The organism is Streptomyces radicis (genome assembly GCF_003626575.1).
In the GTDB taxonomy this organism is placed as follows: Bacteria; Actinomycetota; Actinomycetes; order Streptomycetales; family Streptomycetaceae; genus Streptomyces; species Streptomyces radicis.
Genome location: NZ_RBDY01000004.1, coordinates 15,634 through 31,222, shown reverse-complemented (window position 1 = coordinate 31,222; position 15,589 = coordinate 15,634). Strand labels below are relative to the sequence as shown.

At 74.1% G+C, this 15,589-nt stretch carries 10 protein-coding genes and 1 pseudogene; 2 read left to right on the top strand and 9 right to left on the bottom strand.

Annotated elements, in window-relative coordinates; genetic code table 11:
• Nucleotides 1-69: 69 nt before the first annotated feature.
• The 5 genes and pseudogenes from D7318_RS07720 to D7318_RS07700 all read right to left on the bottom strand — a co-directional run bounded on the left by D7318_RS07720 (nt 70) and on the right by D7318_RS07700 (nt 8,203).
• Nucleotides 70-828, bottom strand: a complete 759-nt coding sequence (locus D7318_RS07720; RefSeq protein WP_220729550.1) for a dienelactone hydrolase family protein — start codon at nt 826-828, stop codon at nt 70-72.
• Between the two features lie 174 nt (nt 829-1,002).
• Complete coding sequence (locus D7318_RS07715; protein ID WP_120696136.1) at nt 1,003-2,607, bottom strand: TROVE domain-containing protein; 1,605 nt, start codon at nt 2,605-2,607, stop codon at nt 1,003-1,005.
• Between the two features lie 398 nt (nt 2,608-3,005).
• Nucleotides 3,006-3,185: pseudogene (locus D7318_RS07710) on the bottom strand (oxidoreductase); the annotation flags it as partial.
• Between the two features lie 88 nt (nt 3,186-3,273).
• The gene (locus D7318_RS07705; RefSeq protein WP_120696135.1) at nt 3,274-3,663 is read right to left on the bottom strand and encodes a hypothetical protein; all 390 of its coding nucleotides are present in this window, start codon (nt 3,661-3,663) and stop codon (nt 3,274-3,276) included.
• Nucleotides 3,664-3,691: 28 nt separating this feature from the next.
• On the bottom strand, nt 3,692-8,203 hold the full coding sequence (locus D7318_RS07700; protein ID WP_120696134.1) for a DUF6531 domain-containing protein: 4,512 nt from the start codon (nt 8,201-8,203) through the stop codon (nt 3,692-3,694).
• A gap of 143 nt (nt 8,204-8,346) precedes the next feature.
• On the opposite strand from D7318_RS07700, the gene D7318_RS07695 reads away from it, so the two are divergent.
• Complete coding sequence (locus D7318_RS07695) at nt 8,347-9,336, top strand: Ppx/GppA phosphatase family protein (RefSeq protein WP_120696133.1); 990 nt, start codon at nt 8,347-8,349, stop codon at nt 9,334-9,336.
• A 90-nt stretch (nt 9,337-9,426) separates the two neighbouring features.
• Here the strand turns inward: D7318_RS07695 and D7318_RS07690 are convergent, their stop codons facing one another.
• From D7318_RS07690 to D7318_RS07675, 4 genes are all read right to left on the bottom strand, one after another.
• Nucleotides 9,427-10,515 (bottom strand): phosphotransferase family protein, encoded by a 1,089-nt coding sequence (locus tag D7318_RS07690; RefSeq protein ID WP_120696132.1) that lies wholly within the window; start codon nt 10,513-10,515, stop codon nt 9,427-9,429.
• An 87-nt stretch (nt 10,516-10,602) separates the two neighbouring features.
• Nucleotides 10,603-13,137: an ATP-dependent Clp protease ATP-binding subunit gene (locus tag D7318_RS07685; protein ID WP_230423498.1), complete on the bottom strand. Its 2,535-nt coding sequence runs from the start codon at nt 13,135-13,137 to the stop codon at nt 10,603-10,605.
• Nucleotides 13,138-13,291: 154 nt separating this feature from the next.
• On the bottom strand, nt 13,292-13,540 hold the full coding sequence (locus tag D7318_RS07680; RefSeq protein WP_120696131.1) for a hypothetical protein: 249 nt from the start codon (nt 13,538-13,540) through the stop codon (nt 13,292-13,294).
• Between the two features lie 111 nt (nt 13,541-13,651).
• Nucleotides 13,652-14,197, bottom strand: coding sequence for a CGNR zinc finger domain-containing protein (locus D7318_RS07675; protein WP_147437640.1), 546 nt, complete (start codon nt 14,195-14,197; stop codon nt 13,652-13,654).
• Between the two features lie 54 nt (nt 14,198-14,251).
• On the opposite strand from D7318_RS07675, the gene D7318_RS07670 reads away from it, so the two are divergent.
• On the top strand, nt 14,252-15,523 hold the full coding sequence (locus D7318_RS07670; protein ID WP_147437639.1) for an MFS transporter: 1,272 nt from the start codon (nt 14,252-14,254) through the stop codon (nt 15,521-15,523).
• Nucleotides 15,524-15,589 lie beyond the last annotated feature (66 nt).

Genomic DNA, 15,589 nt, shown 5'->3' with positions numbered 1-15,589 from the left:
AGTGTCGGCCATCGGGGTGACCGGACGGTATCCCTCGAAAGAGTGAACCAACATCGCACATCGATCCGCTCAGGCCAGTGCCTCGGCCAGGAACGACCGGAGCGAGGCCGTCGCCCGGCGCGCGGACACCTCGTGGTACGCGACCCCGCCCTCGGGGTCGTTCGCCGTGGGCGCGGTGAAGGCGTGCAGCGTGTGGCCATGGGCGTGGATCTGCCAGTCCAGGCCGCGCTCGGTCAACTCCCGCCCCAGCGCGGTCACATCGGCGGGCGGCGCGAACGGGTCGTCCCAGCCGTGCAGCACGAGCACCCGGGGCCCCGCGGGCCCGGGCCGCCGCTCCGGCATGTCCCCCGGCGGGGTGAGCACGCCGTGGAAGGCGGCGACCGCCCGCAGCTCCGCCCCGGCCCGCGCCAGGTCGAGCACGCACAGCCCGCCGAAGCAGAACCCCACGGCCGCCACCCTGCCCCGGTCGACGCCGGGCAGCCCGGGCCCCGCCGTGGCCATTGCCACGACGTCGATGAGCCGTTGCCGCAGCGCGACCCGGTCCGCCATGAACGCGGCCATCCGCTCCCCGCGGCGTTCGGGCCCGGCCTCCGTCGCCTCCGTGCCGAACAGGTCGACGGCGAACGCCGGATACCCCCACCCGGCCAGCGTCTCGGCGAACGCGACCTGGGCGTCCCCGCGCCCCTCGAGACCGGGGAAGACCAGCACCAGCGGGCGCTCCCCCGGAGCCCCCGCGCCCCCCGGAGCCCCCGTGCGCCCCGCGTCCGCGACGAGCACCCCCTCGCACGCGTCGCCGCCCAGCTCGTACGCGATCCGTCGGGTGGACATGGTCGGCATCACGGCCCCTTCCGATGGCTGACGTCCCGGCGTCCCGGCTCCGGAGGCCCCGACGCTACAAGCCGAGCCCCGCCCCCGCGGCGCGGCTCGGCCGAGGCAGGCCCCGCGCCCACCCCCTCGGGGCGCGGGGCCTGGCCGCCGGGCGCCCGCCGTGCGGGCGCCCGGTCAGGACTCCCAGGGCCATGGAGCGTTCCGGCCGCGGTCAAGGAGGTCCACCATCGTGAACAGCTTGTCGCCGAACCCCGCGATCTCGTACCGGCCCGGGCGGCCGGTGTTGATCGAACTCGGCGCGTATCCGGCGGTGTTGACGCCGAACATCGGCACCGACGCCGGGATCGCCTCGGACACCGCGATGCTGTCCGCGCCCCGCCCCCCGTAGGTGGTGGGGTGCCGGAACGCCTGCATGTCCGAGATGATCACCACCCGGTCATGCCCGCGGAACGACGAGCGCAGCGCCGCGACCGTCTCCGTGCCGTGGCCGACCTCGCCGATCCGGTCGCAGAACGCCTCCGCCTCCCGCAGCACGCTGCCGCCCCGCGCCGTCCTGTGGATGAAGGTGCCATCCGCGTAGCCCACCAGGTCCACCGTGCAGCCGCGGGCCACCAGCGCCGCCGCGAACAGCGCCCCGACGTCCACATGCCGGATCCGGCTCCTGGCCGACACCGGGCTCCGCATCGACGCGGAGGTGTCCACCAGGACCAGCGTGCGGCCCCTCAACGCGGGGATGTTCGCCGTGGACGCGGCAAGCGCCCGCTCCAGCGCGTGCCCCCACCGCAGCGAAGGCGCCGCCCGGTACGCCGACAGGAACCGGTAGGGGAACTGCCGCGAACGCCGCACCTCCGCCGGGTCGGCCAGCCGCGCGCACACCGCGTCGGCCACCTCGTCGGGGACGCCCGCCTCGTCGAAGTTCCGAAGGTTCCGCGTCAGCGCCATCAGGCCCATGTGCGGGATGATCGCGGACCACGCGTCCGCGTCCATCGCGCCCAGGCCCGCGAGCGCCTCCCACGTCATCCCCGCCGCGCCGAGCCGCGCCGGGTCGGCGAGGAACCACGCGCGCCGTTCGTCCCGCGGCAGCGCCGCCGCCGCGCGGTGCGCGGAGACCACGGGAAGCCGGTCGGTCACCCGGACCGTCGCCCGCTTCCGGCGCCGGTCCGCGAGGTGGTCGAAGAGGTCGGCCTGCCACGGCCCCGCCGGGGTCGGCTTCGCCAGCGCCACGACGTCCGCCATGCGCCACGCCTGCCCGACGCCGTCGTACTTGAGCGCCGCCCGCTCGCCGTAGAGCCGCGTCACGGCGTCGGCGACCCCGCGCTGCACGCCGCCCGGCAGCGTGACCCGGCCGGTCCGCCGCTTCCAGTACGCGATGAACTCGGCCGGCTCATCCGCACGCACGAGCGCCCCCGCGACCATCTCGCGCACGGACACGGTCGCGGGCCTCTCGGTGCCCGCCCGCCGCGCGAGCGCGGACTCGGCCGCCATGACGAGCGCCGCCGACCGCATGTTCATCTCGCCCCGCAGATAGGGAACGAAACGCGCCACCCAGTCAGGGTCCTCACGCGTCGCCTCGCGCACCAGCTTCTGGAAACGCCGGTCGCGGCCCTCGGCGGCCTCGTAAAAGGTGTCCTCGCCGACCATGTTGACCGCGGCGAAGAGAAACAGGTCGCTCTTGGCGTCCCTGCTGAACGCCGCCCCGCCCTCGAATGTCGTGGCCGACCCGGTGGTGGTCACCGGAGAAGTCGGCGCACCGGCCCGCTTCCTCGTGAACTTGCCCATGAATTCCCCCTGGAGAAAAGCGATGGGGCGAGGGCCGATTCCCCAAGGGAGGGACGCGAGTACCCGGCGCACGAAGAACACAGTGCTCTACCGTTTGAGCTACGCCGGCCAGAAAGAGCCGGCGGCGGGACTTGAACCCACAACCACTCGATCCGCAGTCGAAGTAACTCCGTGCTGCGCTTCGCGTCCCACCCCTGCGGAATAGGCCTACCCCATCGCTCGCGAGTGCCATGCGCCCGGGGGTGAATTTCCTTGGAAGTGAAGAAGTAACCCCCGGACTTCGCTTCGCGACGCACTCAGCATAGGCACTCGACCGCCGCCCCCGCACGGCCATTTATGCCGTGCGGGGGCCGGGGCGCCGGGAACGGGCACCGCCGTCTCAGGGCAGGATCGGCGTCCAGCGACAGCGGGCGGTGCTCCCGCATGAACTGCCGCTGCGCCTCGTCCCACTCCCTGCCGTCGCCGACCAGCTCGGCCACGAACACCTCGACGCCCCCGGTGTGTGTGGGCCCGGCGATCACCGAGTTGACGGTGACGCCGCTGCCCGCCCCGGCCTCCCCGAGCCCGCGGGCGACGGCGTACCCGATGCCCTGGGCCGATCCGCAGACCACGGCCGTTCGTCCACTCGGTTCGATGCGCACCCGGGGAACCCTGGGTCGCCGCCGCTCAACGGACCCCCGCCGCCCCGCCCTCCTCGCCCGGGGAGGGCGGCAGGCGCAGCACGAGGGCGCGCAGCTCGGGCGGGGCGAGGTGCAGCTGCCGCACGACGGAAGCCCGCGCCGCCATGGCGGCGACGAGCAGCTGCCGGTCGCGGACATCGGCCCGTTCGTCGCCGACGTCCGCGTCCAGGATCTCGGCGAGCGTGTCGAGGGCGGGCACGAGGGAGACCTCGATCTCGTCCGGCAGGGCGTCCATGTAGACGGTGTCGTCGGTGAGGACGAGATCCACCACGTCCCGGGCGGCCTTCCGGTAGGACTCCAGGTCCCCCGCCAACCGCAGCTCCTCCGCGCGCTCCCGCTCGCGGACCGCAAGGGGGAAGAGATCTTCGATTCTCATGGTGGGCTCCTGGGGCGTGGTCGAACGGTCAAACGGTGCGCTGGTAGGTGACGCCGAGGTGGTCGAGCAGGGGCATGCACGCGTCGGGGCACGGTGTCGCGGGTGTTCCGTGGGCGTTGCCCTGGGACGCGCTTCCTCTGACCCGCACCGTCTCCATGCTCGCCACCTGGTCACCGGTCGGGAAGGCCGCGGGGCCCTCGGCCGCCTCCGCCCTGGCCATGGCGTTGATCTCGGCGCAGTTCTTCTGGGTGTGGCCGGTGGCCTGCATCGCCTGCTCCAGCCTCCCTCCCGGTGGCACGGCGACATGCTCCCCGTTGGCGCCGTGGTACCGCCTGCCGGACGGGCTCACATACTCCGAGGCGAAGTGCGGACCACGCTTGTTCGCGGTCGGACGCAGACTATCCGCGTACGCGGTGAGCGTGCAGCTGGTGAGCCCGAGCGGGTCGGCCCAGTTCGAGGGGTTGTGCACATAGGCGCGGGCGTTCCCCGCGGGCGCGAGGCCGAGGGGGTCCGCGGAGACGAAGGACGCGGACGCCGGGTCGTAGTGGCGGTAGACGCTGTAGTGCCAGCCGGTCTCGGCGTCCGCGTACTGCCCCGAGAAGCGCAGCGGCGTGTCGACCGGGTCGGTGCCCGCGCCCGTTCCGGCGCCTTCGATCGGCACGCCCCACACCGTCGCGGAGCGCCGCCACACGACGTGGCCGTCGTCGTCGAGCAGCTCGGTCGGCGAGGCGACGAGATCGGTGACGATGCTGTGGAAGCGCCGGTCGAACTCCCGCTGGTCCGCGCCCGGCACGGCCTCGATCTGCGCGACCGGGTGCTGTCCGCTGTACTCCCACGTGGTGTGCGTCGTCCCGTCGCTCTCCTCGACGAGGGTGGTCCCCGACCAGGCGAAGGTGACGCGCTCGGCGACCGATCCGTCATCGGCGAGGCGCTCCTTGGCCGTTCGGCGTCCCAGCGCGTCGTAGCCGTAGCGCCACCGGGTCCCGTCGGGGGTGGTGACCTCGGTCAGCCGGTCCTCGGCGTCCCAGCCGTAGTGCCAGGTCTCGGGTTTGCGGGAAAGCCGCTTCCTGGACCGGACGGTGACGCGGCCCGCGGCGTCATAGGTGTAGCGGAACGCCCCCGCGCGGGTCACGCGCATGCCCGCGAACGCGCGCTCCCCCGTGGCGTCCTCGGAGAGCCCGTCGGCGGAGCCCCCGTCCCAGCGGGCCAGGGACTGGTTCCCGGCACGGTCGTAGGCGTAGGACTCGGCGCCGCCCGGCCCGTCGACGCCCGTGATCCGGCCGATCGCGTCCAGGGTGAACCGGGTGGGGCCCATGTCGCCGTGCTCGACGGCGGTGAGGTAGTTGTCGGCGCGGTAGGCCAGGGACCTGCGCAGGGTCTCGGCGCCGTCGCGGCTGACGGTCTGCTCGGTCAGCCGACCCGAACGGTCCCAGGTCTGCGCCATGGTCAGCGCCGTCGTTCGCAGGGTGCGGGTGGTCTCCCTGCCGTAGGCGTCGAAGGCGAAGTCGAGGTCGCGGCCCGCCGTGGTGAGGGTGCCTCGGCGGCCCGCCTCGTCGAACGTCCAGCGCGAGGTGACACCGGACGGGGTCATCCGGCCGGTGACGCGGCCGAGTTGGTCGAACGTGTGCGACACGGCGCGCCCGTCGGCGGACTCGACGGTCACCCGCCCGAGGGCGTCCCGTTCGAGGGCCAGCTCGTGGTCCGTGCCGGTGGCCCCGATCAGTCGGCCCTGGCGGTCATAGCGGTACCGGACGCGCTCGCCGTCGGCGGCCTTCTCCAGGATCTCGCCGAGCGGGCCGCGTTCCCAGGTGAGGGTCTGGCCCACCGCGTTCGTCCTGCCGATGACCTCGCCCGCCGCGTTGTAGGCGTAGGACACCCGGCGGCCGTCGAAGTCCTCCTCGGCCACCAGGCGCCCCGCGGCGTCGTAGGTGTACTCCCAGGTGAGGCCCAGCGGATTGACGACCCGGGTGATGCGCAGCTCGGTGTCGCGGATGATCTCGTAGCGGCCGCCGTCCGGGGTCTCCTGGATCCTGGGCACGTCGAAAGGCCCCGGCACATAGCGGCTGGTGGCGGAGCTCGCGTCGGTGTGGCGCAGGAGGTTGCCCTCGCCGTCCCACTCCCATGTCTCCTCGCCGCCCGCGACGTTCACATGCCGTGCGGGCCTGCCCTCGACCGTCCACTCCGTGCGGGCGACGGCACCGCTCGGGTCCACGGTCTCGACGACCCGGCCGAACGCGTCGCGCCTGTAGCGGGTGACGGCCCCCGCGTCGTCGGTGACGCCGAGCACCAGCCCGGCGCCGTCGCGTTCGAGGCGCACCTCACCGCGGAGCGGCTCGGTGACGCTGGCGAGAGCCCCGTGGGCGTCATAGGTGTAACGGGTCGTGGCGCCCGCCGGATCCGTGACCGACAGGGTGTTCCCCGCCTGGTCGTAGGCCCGGACCCAGGTGCCCCCGTCGGCCTCCACCATGTGGGTGGGCAGGCCGAGCTCGTTGTAGCGCACGTGGATGGCCTCGCCGTCCGGGCGGACGAGCGCGCTGAGATGGCCGTCGTCCCCGTATGTGTAACGGGTCGTGCGGCCCAGGGGGTCGGCGACGGCCAGGACGCGGTCGTAGCGGTCGTGGCCGCGGGTGGTGGTGTGGCCCAGGGGATCCGTCCGGGCGATGAGCTGGTAGCTGTCGTTGAACCGGAAGACGGTGTCATGGCCGAGGGAGTCGGTGGCGACCGTGCGGTGGTGCTCGTCGTCGTAGGCGTAGCGGTACTCGAGGAAACGGCCGGTGCCGGTGGTGTGGACGCAACGGCCCCGCTCGTCGTAGTCGTAGGTGTACCAGTGGCCGTTGCGGTCCTCCCAGCGGGTGATCCTGGCGTGGTCGTCGTAGGTGAACGTCAGGGGTAGTCCTGAGGAGTTGTGGATCTCGCTCAGCAGGCCGTCGTGGTAGCCGTAGCGGCGCAGAACGGGCCGGTCGGGGTCGTTGAGCAGGCGCAGCTCGGTGACGCGGCCGTCGATGTGGGTGACGCCGATGTGGTAGCCGCCGTCGTGGACGACGTCGGTCGGGGTGCCGGAGGCGTCGTACCGGAAGCGGATGCGATTGCCGTTGCGGTCGGTGATCGCGGTCAGGGGCAGCTCGGCGCCGGGGCGCCCGGGGACGGGGGCGAAGTGGAGGGTCCGGCCGGTCTCCCGCTGATGGATGGTCAGGGGACTGCCGGGCCGCCCGTCCCAGGTCAGCCCCCACCGCGGGCCCTCCACGGGCAGCACCGGCGCCTCGGGCATCGGGAGCGGGTAGACCAGGGTCATCCCGTCGGCGGTGTGGAAACGGACACCGTACTCGTCGAGCTCCAGCCGTTGGTCGAGGGTGGAGGCCCAGGAGCGGCCGAAGCAACGTCCGTGGCGGTGGCTGGAGATGTGGTGGCGTTCGATGATCAGTGGGAGGACGCCGGGGAGTTGGACGTCGGTGGCCGACATCAGCAGCTCGCCGGTGGCCATGTCGACGGGGTCGCCGCATGCGTTGCGGCCGTTCATGGGGACGGCGTCGCCGCGGGTGCGGCGGCCCAGGCCCAGGGCGCCCTGCCGGATGCCGCGCAGTCCGGTGCGGGCCAGGCCCCTGACCCCGGCCGCCAGGGCGCCCAGCGTGGTGAGGCCTTTCATGCCGGGGATGCAGTCGAGTGCGGCCATGGCGACGTCGAAGAGTGATGCCTCGCCTCGGGCGTATTTGATCAGTGTGTCGGCCAGGACGATCAGCGCGGCGGCGAGGACGACCCAGGCCAGGGGGCCTCCGATGATCATGACGACGACGCCGAGGACGGCGACGACGAGCTTGGCGATGTCGACGATGGTGTCCCAGTTGTCGACGACCCAGTCGATGGCGTCCTCCCACCATGACCGGTTCTGGATGCCCGCGTCGGAGGCCGCCTCGATGTCGCGGGCGCAGATCCGGGCGGCCTCCTCGCGCATCTCCTTGGCCTGCTGGGCCAGTTCACGCGCCGCCGACAGATCCGCCTGCGCCGCGTCCACCCGCCCCTGCGCGGCCGATGCCGCCGCCTCGGCCGCGTCATGATCCCGCATCGCCGAGCGGATCTCCGACTCCGACGGCGGCTCGGGGTCCTCGCCCTCCTCCTGGAGGCGTTCGGCCTCCTCACCCGCCCGCCCCACCCAGTCCTCCGCGCCGCCCAACTCCGTCTGCGCCGCCCGCAGATCCGCCTGCGCCGCGATCGCCCGGTCCAACGCGCGATCCGCCTGCGCCTGCGCGCGTTGCAACTCCGGCCAGTACCGCGCGAGGGCGTCGGCGGCCATGTCGTAGGACGTCTGGAGCTTGCTCAGGTTCTCGGGAACGCCGTCGAACTCCCCGCGGAACGCGTCCGCCGAAAGACCCGACCAGTCCTGCACCGCGCGGTCGGACGCCATCCCCCGGATCTGCGCCAACGCCTCACCCACGTCGTCCGCGAACTCCTGCAAGTCCTCGGAGAGCGTCCGAACCTCCTCCGGATCCCCCGGAGTCGGATCCGAGTCCATGTCCACCGGCGACCAGTCAGAAGCACGAGCCATGACGTGCACACCCCCCCTGGAACGGACGGTTCGTCACCCATGACCACGACGGTGAAGGGGGAAATGGTTCCGAAGGGGTCATGTTCGCGCCAGGGGGGCGGACGTTTCGCGTGACGGGGAGTCGTCGTGGGTAAGCGGAGCGTATGCGTATCGCAGTGCTGGACGTGGGGGCCAACGCCGCGTGCCTCGTGGTGGCGGAGGTCGACGGGCGGGTGCCCGTGGTGGTCGGGACCGTCAAGTATCCGCTGCGGCTCGGGGAGTTGGCCGGGCCCGACGGGTGGCTCGGGGAGGCGGCCGTCGAGCGGGTGGTGGGGGCCGTCGGGGCGGGCCTGGGGGAGGCGGCGCGCCGGGGGGCGGGGGAGCCGTTCGCGTTCGCCACCGCGATCGTGCGGGACGCGCCCAACGCGGGGCGCGTGCTCGACGAGGTCCACCGGCGCACGGGGGTGTCGTTGCACACCCTGCCCGGGGAGGTCGAGGGCGCGTTGACGTTTCTCGCGGTGCGGCGCTGGATGGGCGCGGGCTCGACGGGTGGGCGCCGGGCGGGTGGCCGCGGCGGGCCGCTGCTGTCGTTGGACATCGGCGGCGGCACGTTCGAGGTGGCGCTGGGGCGGGGCGAGGCGCCGGATCTCGTGGTGTCGCTGCCGCTCGGCGCGCGCCCGTTGACGCGGCGGTGGCTGGCCGACGGGGATCCGCCGTCGGTCGGCGCGGTACGGGAGCTGCGGCGCCATGTGGCGGACGCGCTGCGGGTGTTGGGTGGGCGGGTCCGGGCGGAGGCGCCGTTGCGCGCGGTCGGCACGTCGCGGACGTTCCACCAGCTGGCGCGGCTGTGCGGGGGGCGTCAGCTGGCGCTGGCCGACCTGCGCTCCGCGACCCGCCGCCTGGCGGCGCTGTCCTCGGCCGAACGCGCCGCGCTGCCCGGCATCTCGGCGGCGCGCGCCCGGCAGTCGCTCGCCGGGGCGATCGTCGCCGAGTCGGCGATGCGCGCCATGGGCCTGGCCGCGGTGACCCTGTGCCCATGGGCGATCCGCGAGGGCATCCTGCTGCGGCACATCGAGGACGGCGCCACCTGGTGGCGGCACCCCTGGCCCCTCCATCCCGACGGCGCGGGATCAGCGGGGCGGCAGCGGCCGTGACCCAGCTCGGCCACGGGGACGCCGATCCACGGCCGGGCGGCCCGCCGCTGAACACGGCCGCCGCTCCCGCCGTTCACCGCGGGCCCACGGTCACCGCGCGGGCTCGGCGAGCGACAGGCCGCAGTCAGGCTCGCCGTCCAGCCCGTCGTCCCACCCGTCGTCCGCCCCACCGTCCGACCCGCCGCTCAGCTCGGCGACCGAGGCCGCCAGCCGCTCGCGCGCGGAGTCGTACTGCGACGGGTCCTCGTGGCCCCGGTACACCGTCTCGATGACCATGATGAGGAAGAGATACATCGTGTACAGGCGGCGCCGCGTCAGCTCGGCCTCGGTGAACGACGGCTCCCTGCCGTAGCCGCGCAGGAAGCTCAGCGTGCCGTCGGACAGCTCGGGCTCGGTGACGGGGAGGAACCTGGCCTCGAACAACGGGTCGCCGTACAGCGCCCGTTCGTGGTCGATGATGCTCACGAGCGCGCCGTCGCGCACCATGACGTTGAAGTCCCACAGGTCCCACTCGATGAACACCGGCTCGGTCACCTCGTCCAGGCTGTCCCCGTGCCGGGCCACGATGCGGCGGATCGCGTCGTAGTCCTGGCCGAGGTCGACGCCGCGCCGCTCGCCGTCGCGCAGGACGTTCTCCAGGAGGCCGGTGAAGACCTCGCGCCAGCTCGTGCCGCTCGGCGGCCCGCCGAGCAGCGGCCCGAAACGGTCGCCGGTGATGCCGTTGAGCGCGCGGTTGGCGGCGCCGAGCGCCTCCTCGCACGCGAGGTGACGCTCGGGCGGCAGGTCGTCCTTGACGACGCCGAGGTTGTCGGCGTCCACGTACTCCATGAAGAAGTAGTCCGCGTCGCACAGCTCGTGGGTGTCGTCGTGGAAGAGGACGGCGGGCACCGGCACGTCGGTGCGCTCGCGGATCAGGGCCAGCGCGGCGAGCTCGGTGCGCATCGCGTTCCGCTCGTAGGTCATCACCTCGACCCCGGCGGGCGGCGCTATCTTCAACGCCACCGACGCGCCGTCGCGCAGCCGCACGCGGTAGGCCACGTTGAACCAGCCGTGGCCCATCTCCTCCGCCCAGCCCTCGCCCTCGGGCACGCGGTCATCGCCGAACGCGCGCGCCACCATGGCGCGCAGCACGTCGGGCGACTGGCGGTTCTTGGTGATGCTCTCGGTGACGGGTTCCATGGGCGTGCCCCTTCGGCCTCGCGTTGCGCCTGCCGTCGAACACCGTAGACCGGCGCGCCGTCGCGGCGGCCACCCCCGGGCCCGCGCTCAGGGCCCGGCGGTGGCCCGTCCCGTCGCGCGGCCGTCCTTGACGTAACAGGCGAGCCGCCCGTCCCGCACGTCGCACACCGCCGTGTCACCGGGGTTGACCGTGCCGTCGAGCAGCATGTCCGACAGGCGGTTGTCCAGCTCCGACTGGATCGTGCGGCGCAGCGGCCCGGCCCCGAAACCCGGACGGTGGCCCCGGTCGGCCAGCCACTCCTTGGCCGTCTCGGTCACCTCCAGGTCCACCTGCTGCGCGTGCAGCCTGCGGCGGCTGCGCTCGAGCGGCAGGTCGACGATGCGGATGAGGTCGTCACGCCCGAGGCCGTGGAACACCACCGTCTCGTCGACCCTGTCGAGGAACTCGGGCCCGAGGTGGCGGCGCAGCTCGCCCATCAGGTCGTCCCTGATCGCGTCCACCGCGCCCCGGTGCTCCAGGACGCGATCCGACGCGACGGTGCTCGTCATGATCACGACGGTGTTCCTGAAGTCGACCACCCGCCCCTGCGCGTCGGTCAGGCGCCCGCGGTCGAGGACCTGGAGCAGCAGGCCGAGGACGTCGGGGTGGGCCTTCTCCACCTCGTCGCACAGCAGCACCCCGTACGGCGTGCGGCGCACCGCCTCCGTGAGTCGGCCCGCCTCCCCGTCGCCGGTGCGGCCGACGCGGTCGGTGCGGCCGCCGGGGCCGGGCGGGGAGCCGACAGCGCCGGGTGGGGAGCCGACGAGCCGCGCGACGGCGTGCCTCTCCCGGTACTCGCCCATGTCGAGGCGCACCAGCCGGTCATCCTCGCCGAACAGCAGCTCCGCGAGCGCCTTGGCCAGCTCCGTCTTGCCCACCCCGGCCGGGCCGAGGAAGAGGAAGCTGCCCGTCGGCCGGTCGGGGTCGCCCATCCCCGCCCGCCCGCGCCGCACCGCCCGGGCGACCGCGGTGACCGCCTCCTCTTGCCCGATCACCCGCCGGTGCAGGGCCTCTTCGAGCCGCATCAGCCGCTCGCGTTCCGTCTGGGTGAGCCGGGCGACGGGGATGCCGGTGCGCGAGGACAGCACCGACGCGATGTCGTCCTCGGTGACGAGCGGCACCTGGGCGGGCTCCTCGCCCAGATCGGCGAGCCGCTCCTCGGTCTCCCTGATCCGCTGCTTGAACTCCGCCGCGCGCTCGAAGTCCTCGTTGCCGACGGCCGCGTCCTTCTCCCTGGTCAGCCGGGTGAGGCGGTCCTGGAGGTCGGTCGCCTCCCGGCTGCCGCCGCCGTCGCGCAGCGCGACCCTGGCGGCGGTCTGGTCGATCAGGTCGAGCGCCTTGTCGGGCAGGAAGCGGTCGCGGACGTAGCGGTCGGAGAGCGTCGCCGCCGCGTCGACGGCCTCGTCCGTGATCCGCACCTGGTGGTGCGCCTCGTAGCAGTCGCGCAGCCCCCGCAGGATCTCCACCGTCTCCTCCACGGTGGGCTCGGGCACCATCACCGGCTGGAAACGCCGTTCGAGCGCCGCGTCCCGCTCGATGGTCCCGCGGTACGCGTCGACCGTCGTCGCGCCGACGAGGCCGAGGTCGCCGCGGGCGAGGGCGGGCTTGACGATGCTCCCGACGGCGTTCCACGCGTCGTTCCCCCGGCCGTTCCCCGCGCCCACGACCGTGTGCACGTCGTCGACGAACAGGACGACGCCCTTCTCCGCCGCCGTGACCTCCTCGATCACCTTTGTGAGCCGCTCCTCGACATCGCCCCGGTGGCGCGAGCCCGCGACCAGGGCCGCCATGTCGAGCGTGACCACCCGCCGGTTCGCGAGCGCCTTCGGCACGTCGCCCGCGACGATCCGCTGCGCCAGGCCCTCGACGATCGCCGTCTTCCCGACGCCGGGGTCGCCGATGAGCACGGGGTTGTTCCGCGCGCGGCGCGAGAGGATCTCCACGGTCTGCTCGATCTCCTCCGCGCGCCCCACCACCGGGTCGAGGCGCCCCCCGCGGGCCTCGTCGGTGAGGTCGCGGCCGTACGCGTCCAGCGTGGGCGTCGCACGCTCGCCGCCCGCCGGAGTCCACCGGCCCCCCGCGCTCTCCCGCAGCGCGCCGGGCGCCGCGCTCTCCGAACGCAGCGTCGCCCCCGCCGACGAACGCGGCTCCTCGAGCAGCGCCGCCAGGATGTGCTCGGGGCCGATGTACGACGCGCCCCCGGCCTGCGAACGGGCGTGCGCCGCCAGCAGGACCCGCTTGGCCGCCGGGGTGAGCGCGCGGTCCCCCGACCGGGTCCCGGTCGGCAGCCCGCCCGCCAGGTCATCGGCCAGCCGGTCCGGATCGGCCCCGGCCCGCGCCAGGACCCGACGGGCGGGCCCGACCCGCGTCGCGGCCCACAGCAGGTGCACGGTGTCCAGGTCGGAGCCGTCCTCGCCCGCCCTGCGCCCCGCGGCCTCGAGCAGCTCGTGCGAGGAGTCGCTGAGCAGCCGCCCGATGGGCACCCGCTGCACCGCGGGAGGTGAGGCCGCGGGGCTCATGCCGAAGAAGCGGTCGAAGAAGTCGGCGAAGGGATCTCCCGAGCCGAAGGCGGAGGTTGTCACCGTGATCACCCGTTCCCGCGACGCGGCGCGCGGCGCGCGGCCGCGATCGTCCGCACAGAGCCGATTGCCGTATGCGGCCAGTCTTGGCCGCGCCCCGGCTTCGTGCGACCGGAGCACGGCCCACCGGGTCACCCGTCCCTGGCACCCGTCCCGGTCACACGTCGCGGCGCCGCACCACGGCCGGGGCGAGCGCGACCGCGGCCACCGGCCACGCCGGGTGGACCAGCCACGCCTCGGTGATCGACACCGGGCACGTCCCCGTGGGGTGGTCGCGTGCGGGGTTCAGGATCAGCGCCTCCCACGCGCTCACCGGCATGGCGTCGCCGATCTCCGCGACCCACCGGTACGTCTCCCCGCGGAACAGCGAGCGCAGCAGCACAAGCACCCCGACCGCGGCGACCACGCTGCCCGGCCAGCCCCGGCGCCGCGGCCCGCGCCGCGCGGCGACGTCACCGAGCGGGAGCGCGAGGTGCTGACCCTGGTCGGCCGGGGCCTGTCCAACGGCGAGGGGCGCTCAGGCGGCCTGCTCGCGCTTGCGCTTCCGGTAGGTGCGAACCTTGGCGATGCTTCCGCAGGCGCGACCCTCGGGGCGTTCCGCGTACATGCCGCACCAGGTGCGGCTCCGGTTGCGGCTGTGGTCGTAGAAGACATGGCGGCAGTCGGGGCACGCCTTGAGCCTCGGCCAGCGGCCGTACGCCATGGCGTCGACCACCAACGCCAGCAGGTCGCCGACCGCGCCGGGGTGCTGGGGTCTGTGCCGCACGGGCGGGTCGTCGCCGAGCGCCGCGACGACCGGGTGGCGGGCCAGCCACCCCCGCAGCCCGTCGGGCGCGTGCTCGCCCAGCGCGTCCCTCAGGTCGGCGCGCAGCCGCAGCAGCTCCTCCCACTCGCCCGCGCCGACCGGCGCCACATCCGGCAGCGCGGCGCGCCAGGACGCCTCCGCGCCTGCCAGCCCGGGCAGCAGATCCTCGGGGGTCCGCGTGTCGTTCGGCAGGCGCCAGGTGTTGAGAAACGTCCTGACCTGCTCCAACGCTCCCGGCGCGACACTGACCGCACTCACGCCGCCCACTCTAGGCGTTGACGGTCCCTCATGTCATGCTTACCTTCTAATCCTATGACCGGTAACGGATATGGCGCGTTGCTGCGCCGCCCCGGCCTGCGGCCCTGGCTCGCCCTGTTCCTGTGCCAGCGCTTCCCCGTGGCCATGGCACCGCTCGGGCTCGTCTATCTGGGGCGGGGCGCGGAGGGCTCGCTGGCGAACGGGGCGGTGCTTGTCGGCACGCACGCGCTGGCCGAGGCGCTGACGGCCGCGCCGCTGGGGCGGAGGTTCGACCGGCGGCCGGTGCGGCGGGAGTTCGCCCTGGTGCTGGGCGCGGAGGCCGTGCTGTTCGGTCTCGCGGTGGCGCTGGCGGGGCGGGTGCCGCTCGTGGTGCTGGCGGCGCTCGCCGCCTCGGCGGGGGCGGTCGCGGCGGGCGCGATCGGCGGGCTGCGCACGATGGTGCTGCGGCTGGCGCCGGGTGAGGCCAGGGCGGCGCTCGGGCTCGAGTCGGCCGCGGGCACCTCGGCGTGGATGGTGGCCCCCGTCCTGGTCGCGGGGCTCGGCGGCTGGCTCGGGCCGCTGGCGCCCACGGCGGTCATGGCGGGGTTCGCCGCGCTGGGCGCCGTGCTGGCCTTCGCGCAGCGGGAGGTGCGGCCGGTCGGCGTTCAACGGGTGGTGTCGGGACGGGAGATGGCCCGCGACCTGGCGCCGCTGTTTCCCGCGTGCGCGCAGACGGCCGCGTCGAACCTCGCGGTCGGCGGGCTGACCGTCTCGCTGTTCGGGCTCCTTCCGTTGCTGGGCGTCTCGGGCGACGCGTCGGGGGTGTGGCTGACCGTGATGGCGGGGGCGGGCATCGCGGCCGGGCTGGGCTATGGGGCCCGCGCGTGGCCGGGGCGGGCGGCCGTCCAATCCGCAGTGCTGCTGGGCGCGTTGGGCCTGTGTGTCGCGGGGACCGGGCTGGCCACCCATCAGGCGATGGCGCTTGTCCTGGTGGGGGGCGCGGGGGCGTTGCAGGCGCCGTTCGGGGCGGCCAGGGCGCTGGCGGTGCAGGGGTCCCTGCCCGAACACACCTGGAGCGTGGCGTTCTCCCTTCTCTATGTCGGCGCGGGTGTCGGGTATGGGATCGCCGGTCTGCTGGCCGCGCCGCTGATCGAGCGGTCGGGCCCGCGTGCGGCGATCGTCGTGTGCGCGGCGCTCGCCCTGGTGGTGACCGGGGTATCGGCCGCGGTGGAGCTACGCCGCCGCCCCGCGGTCACCCCCCGTCCGGTGTCTCCGGCTCTCGCGGGTCCTCGGTGGCGCCGCCGCGTGACCGGCACCGGATCGCGGCCCGGGCCGGGGCCCGACTGATCCGCTCGCGGCGCCGCTCGGGAACGACCTGGGCGTTCGGCGTCAACGTCCCATGACGGCAGGATG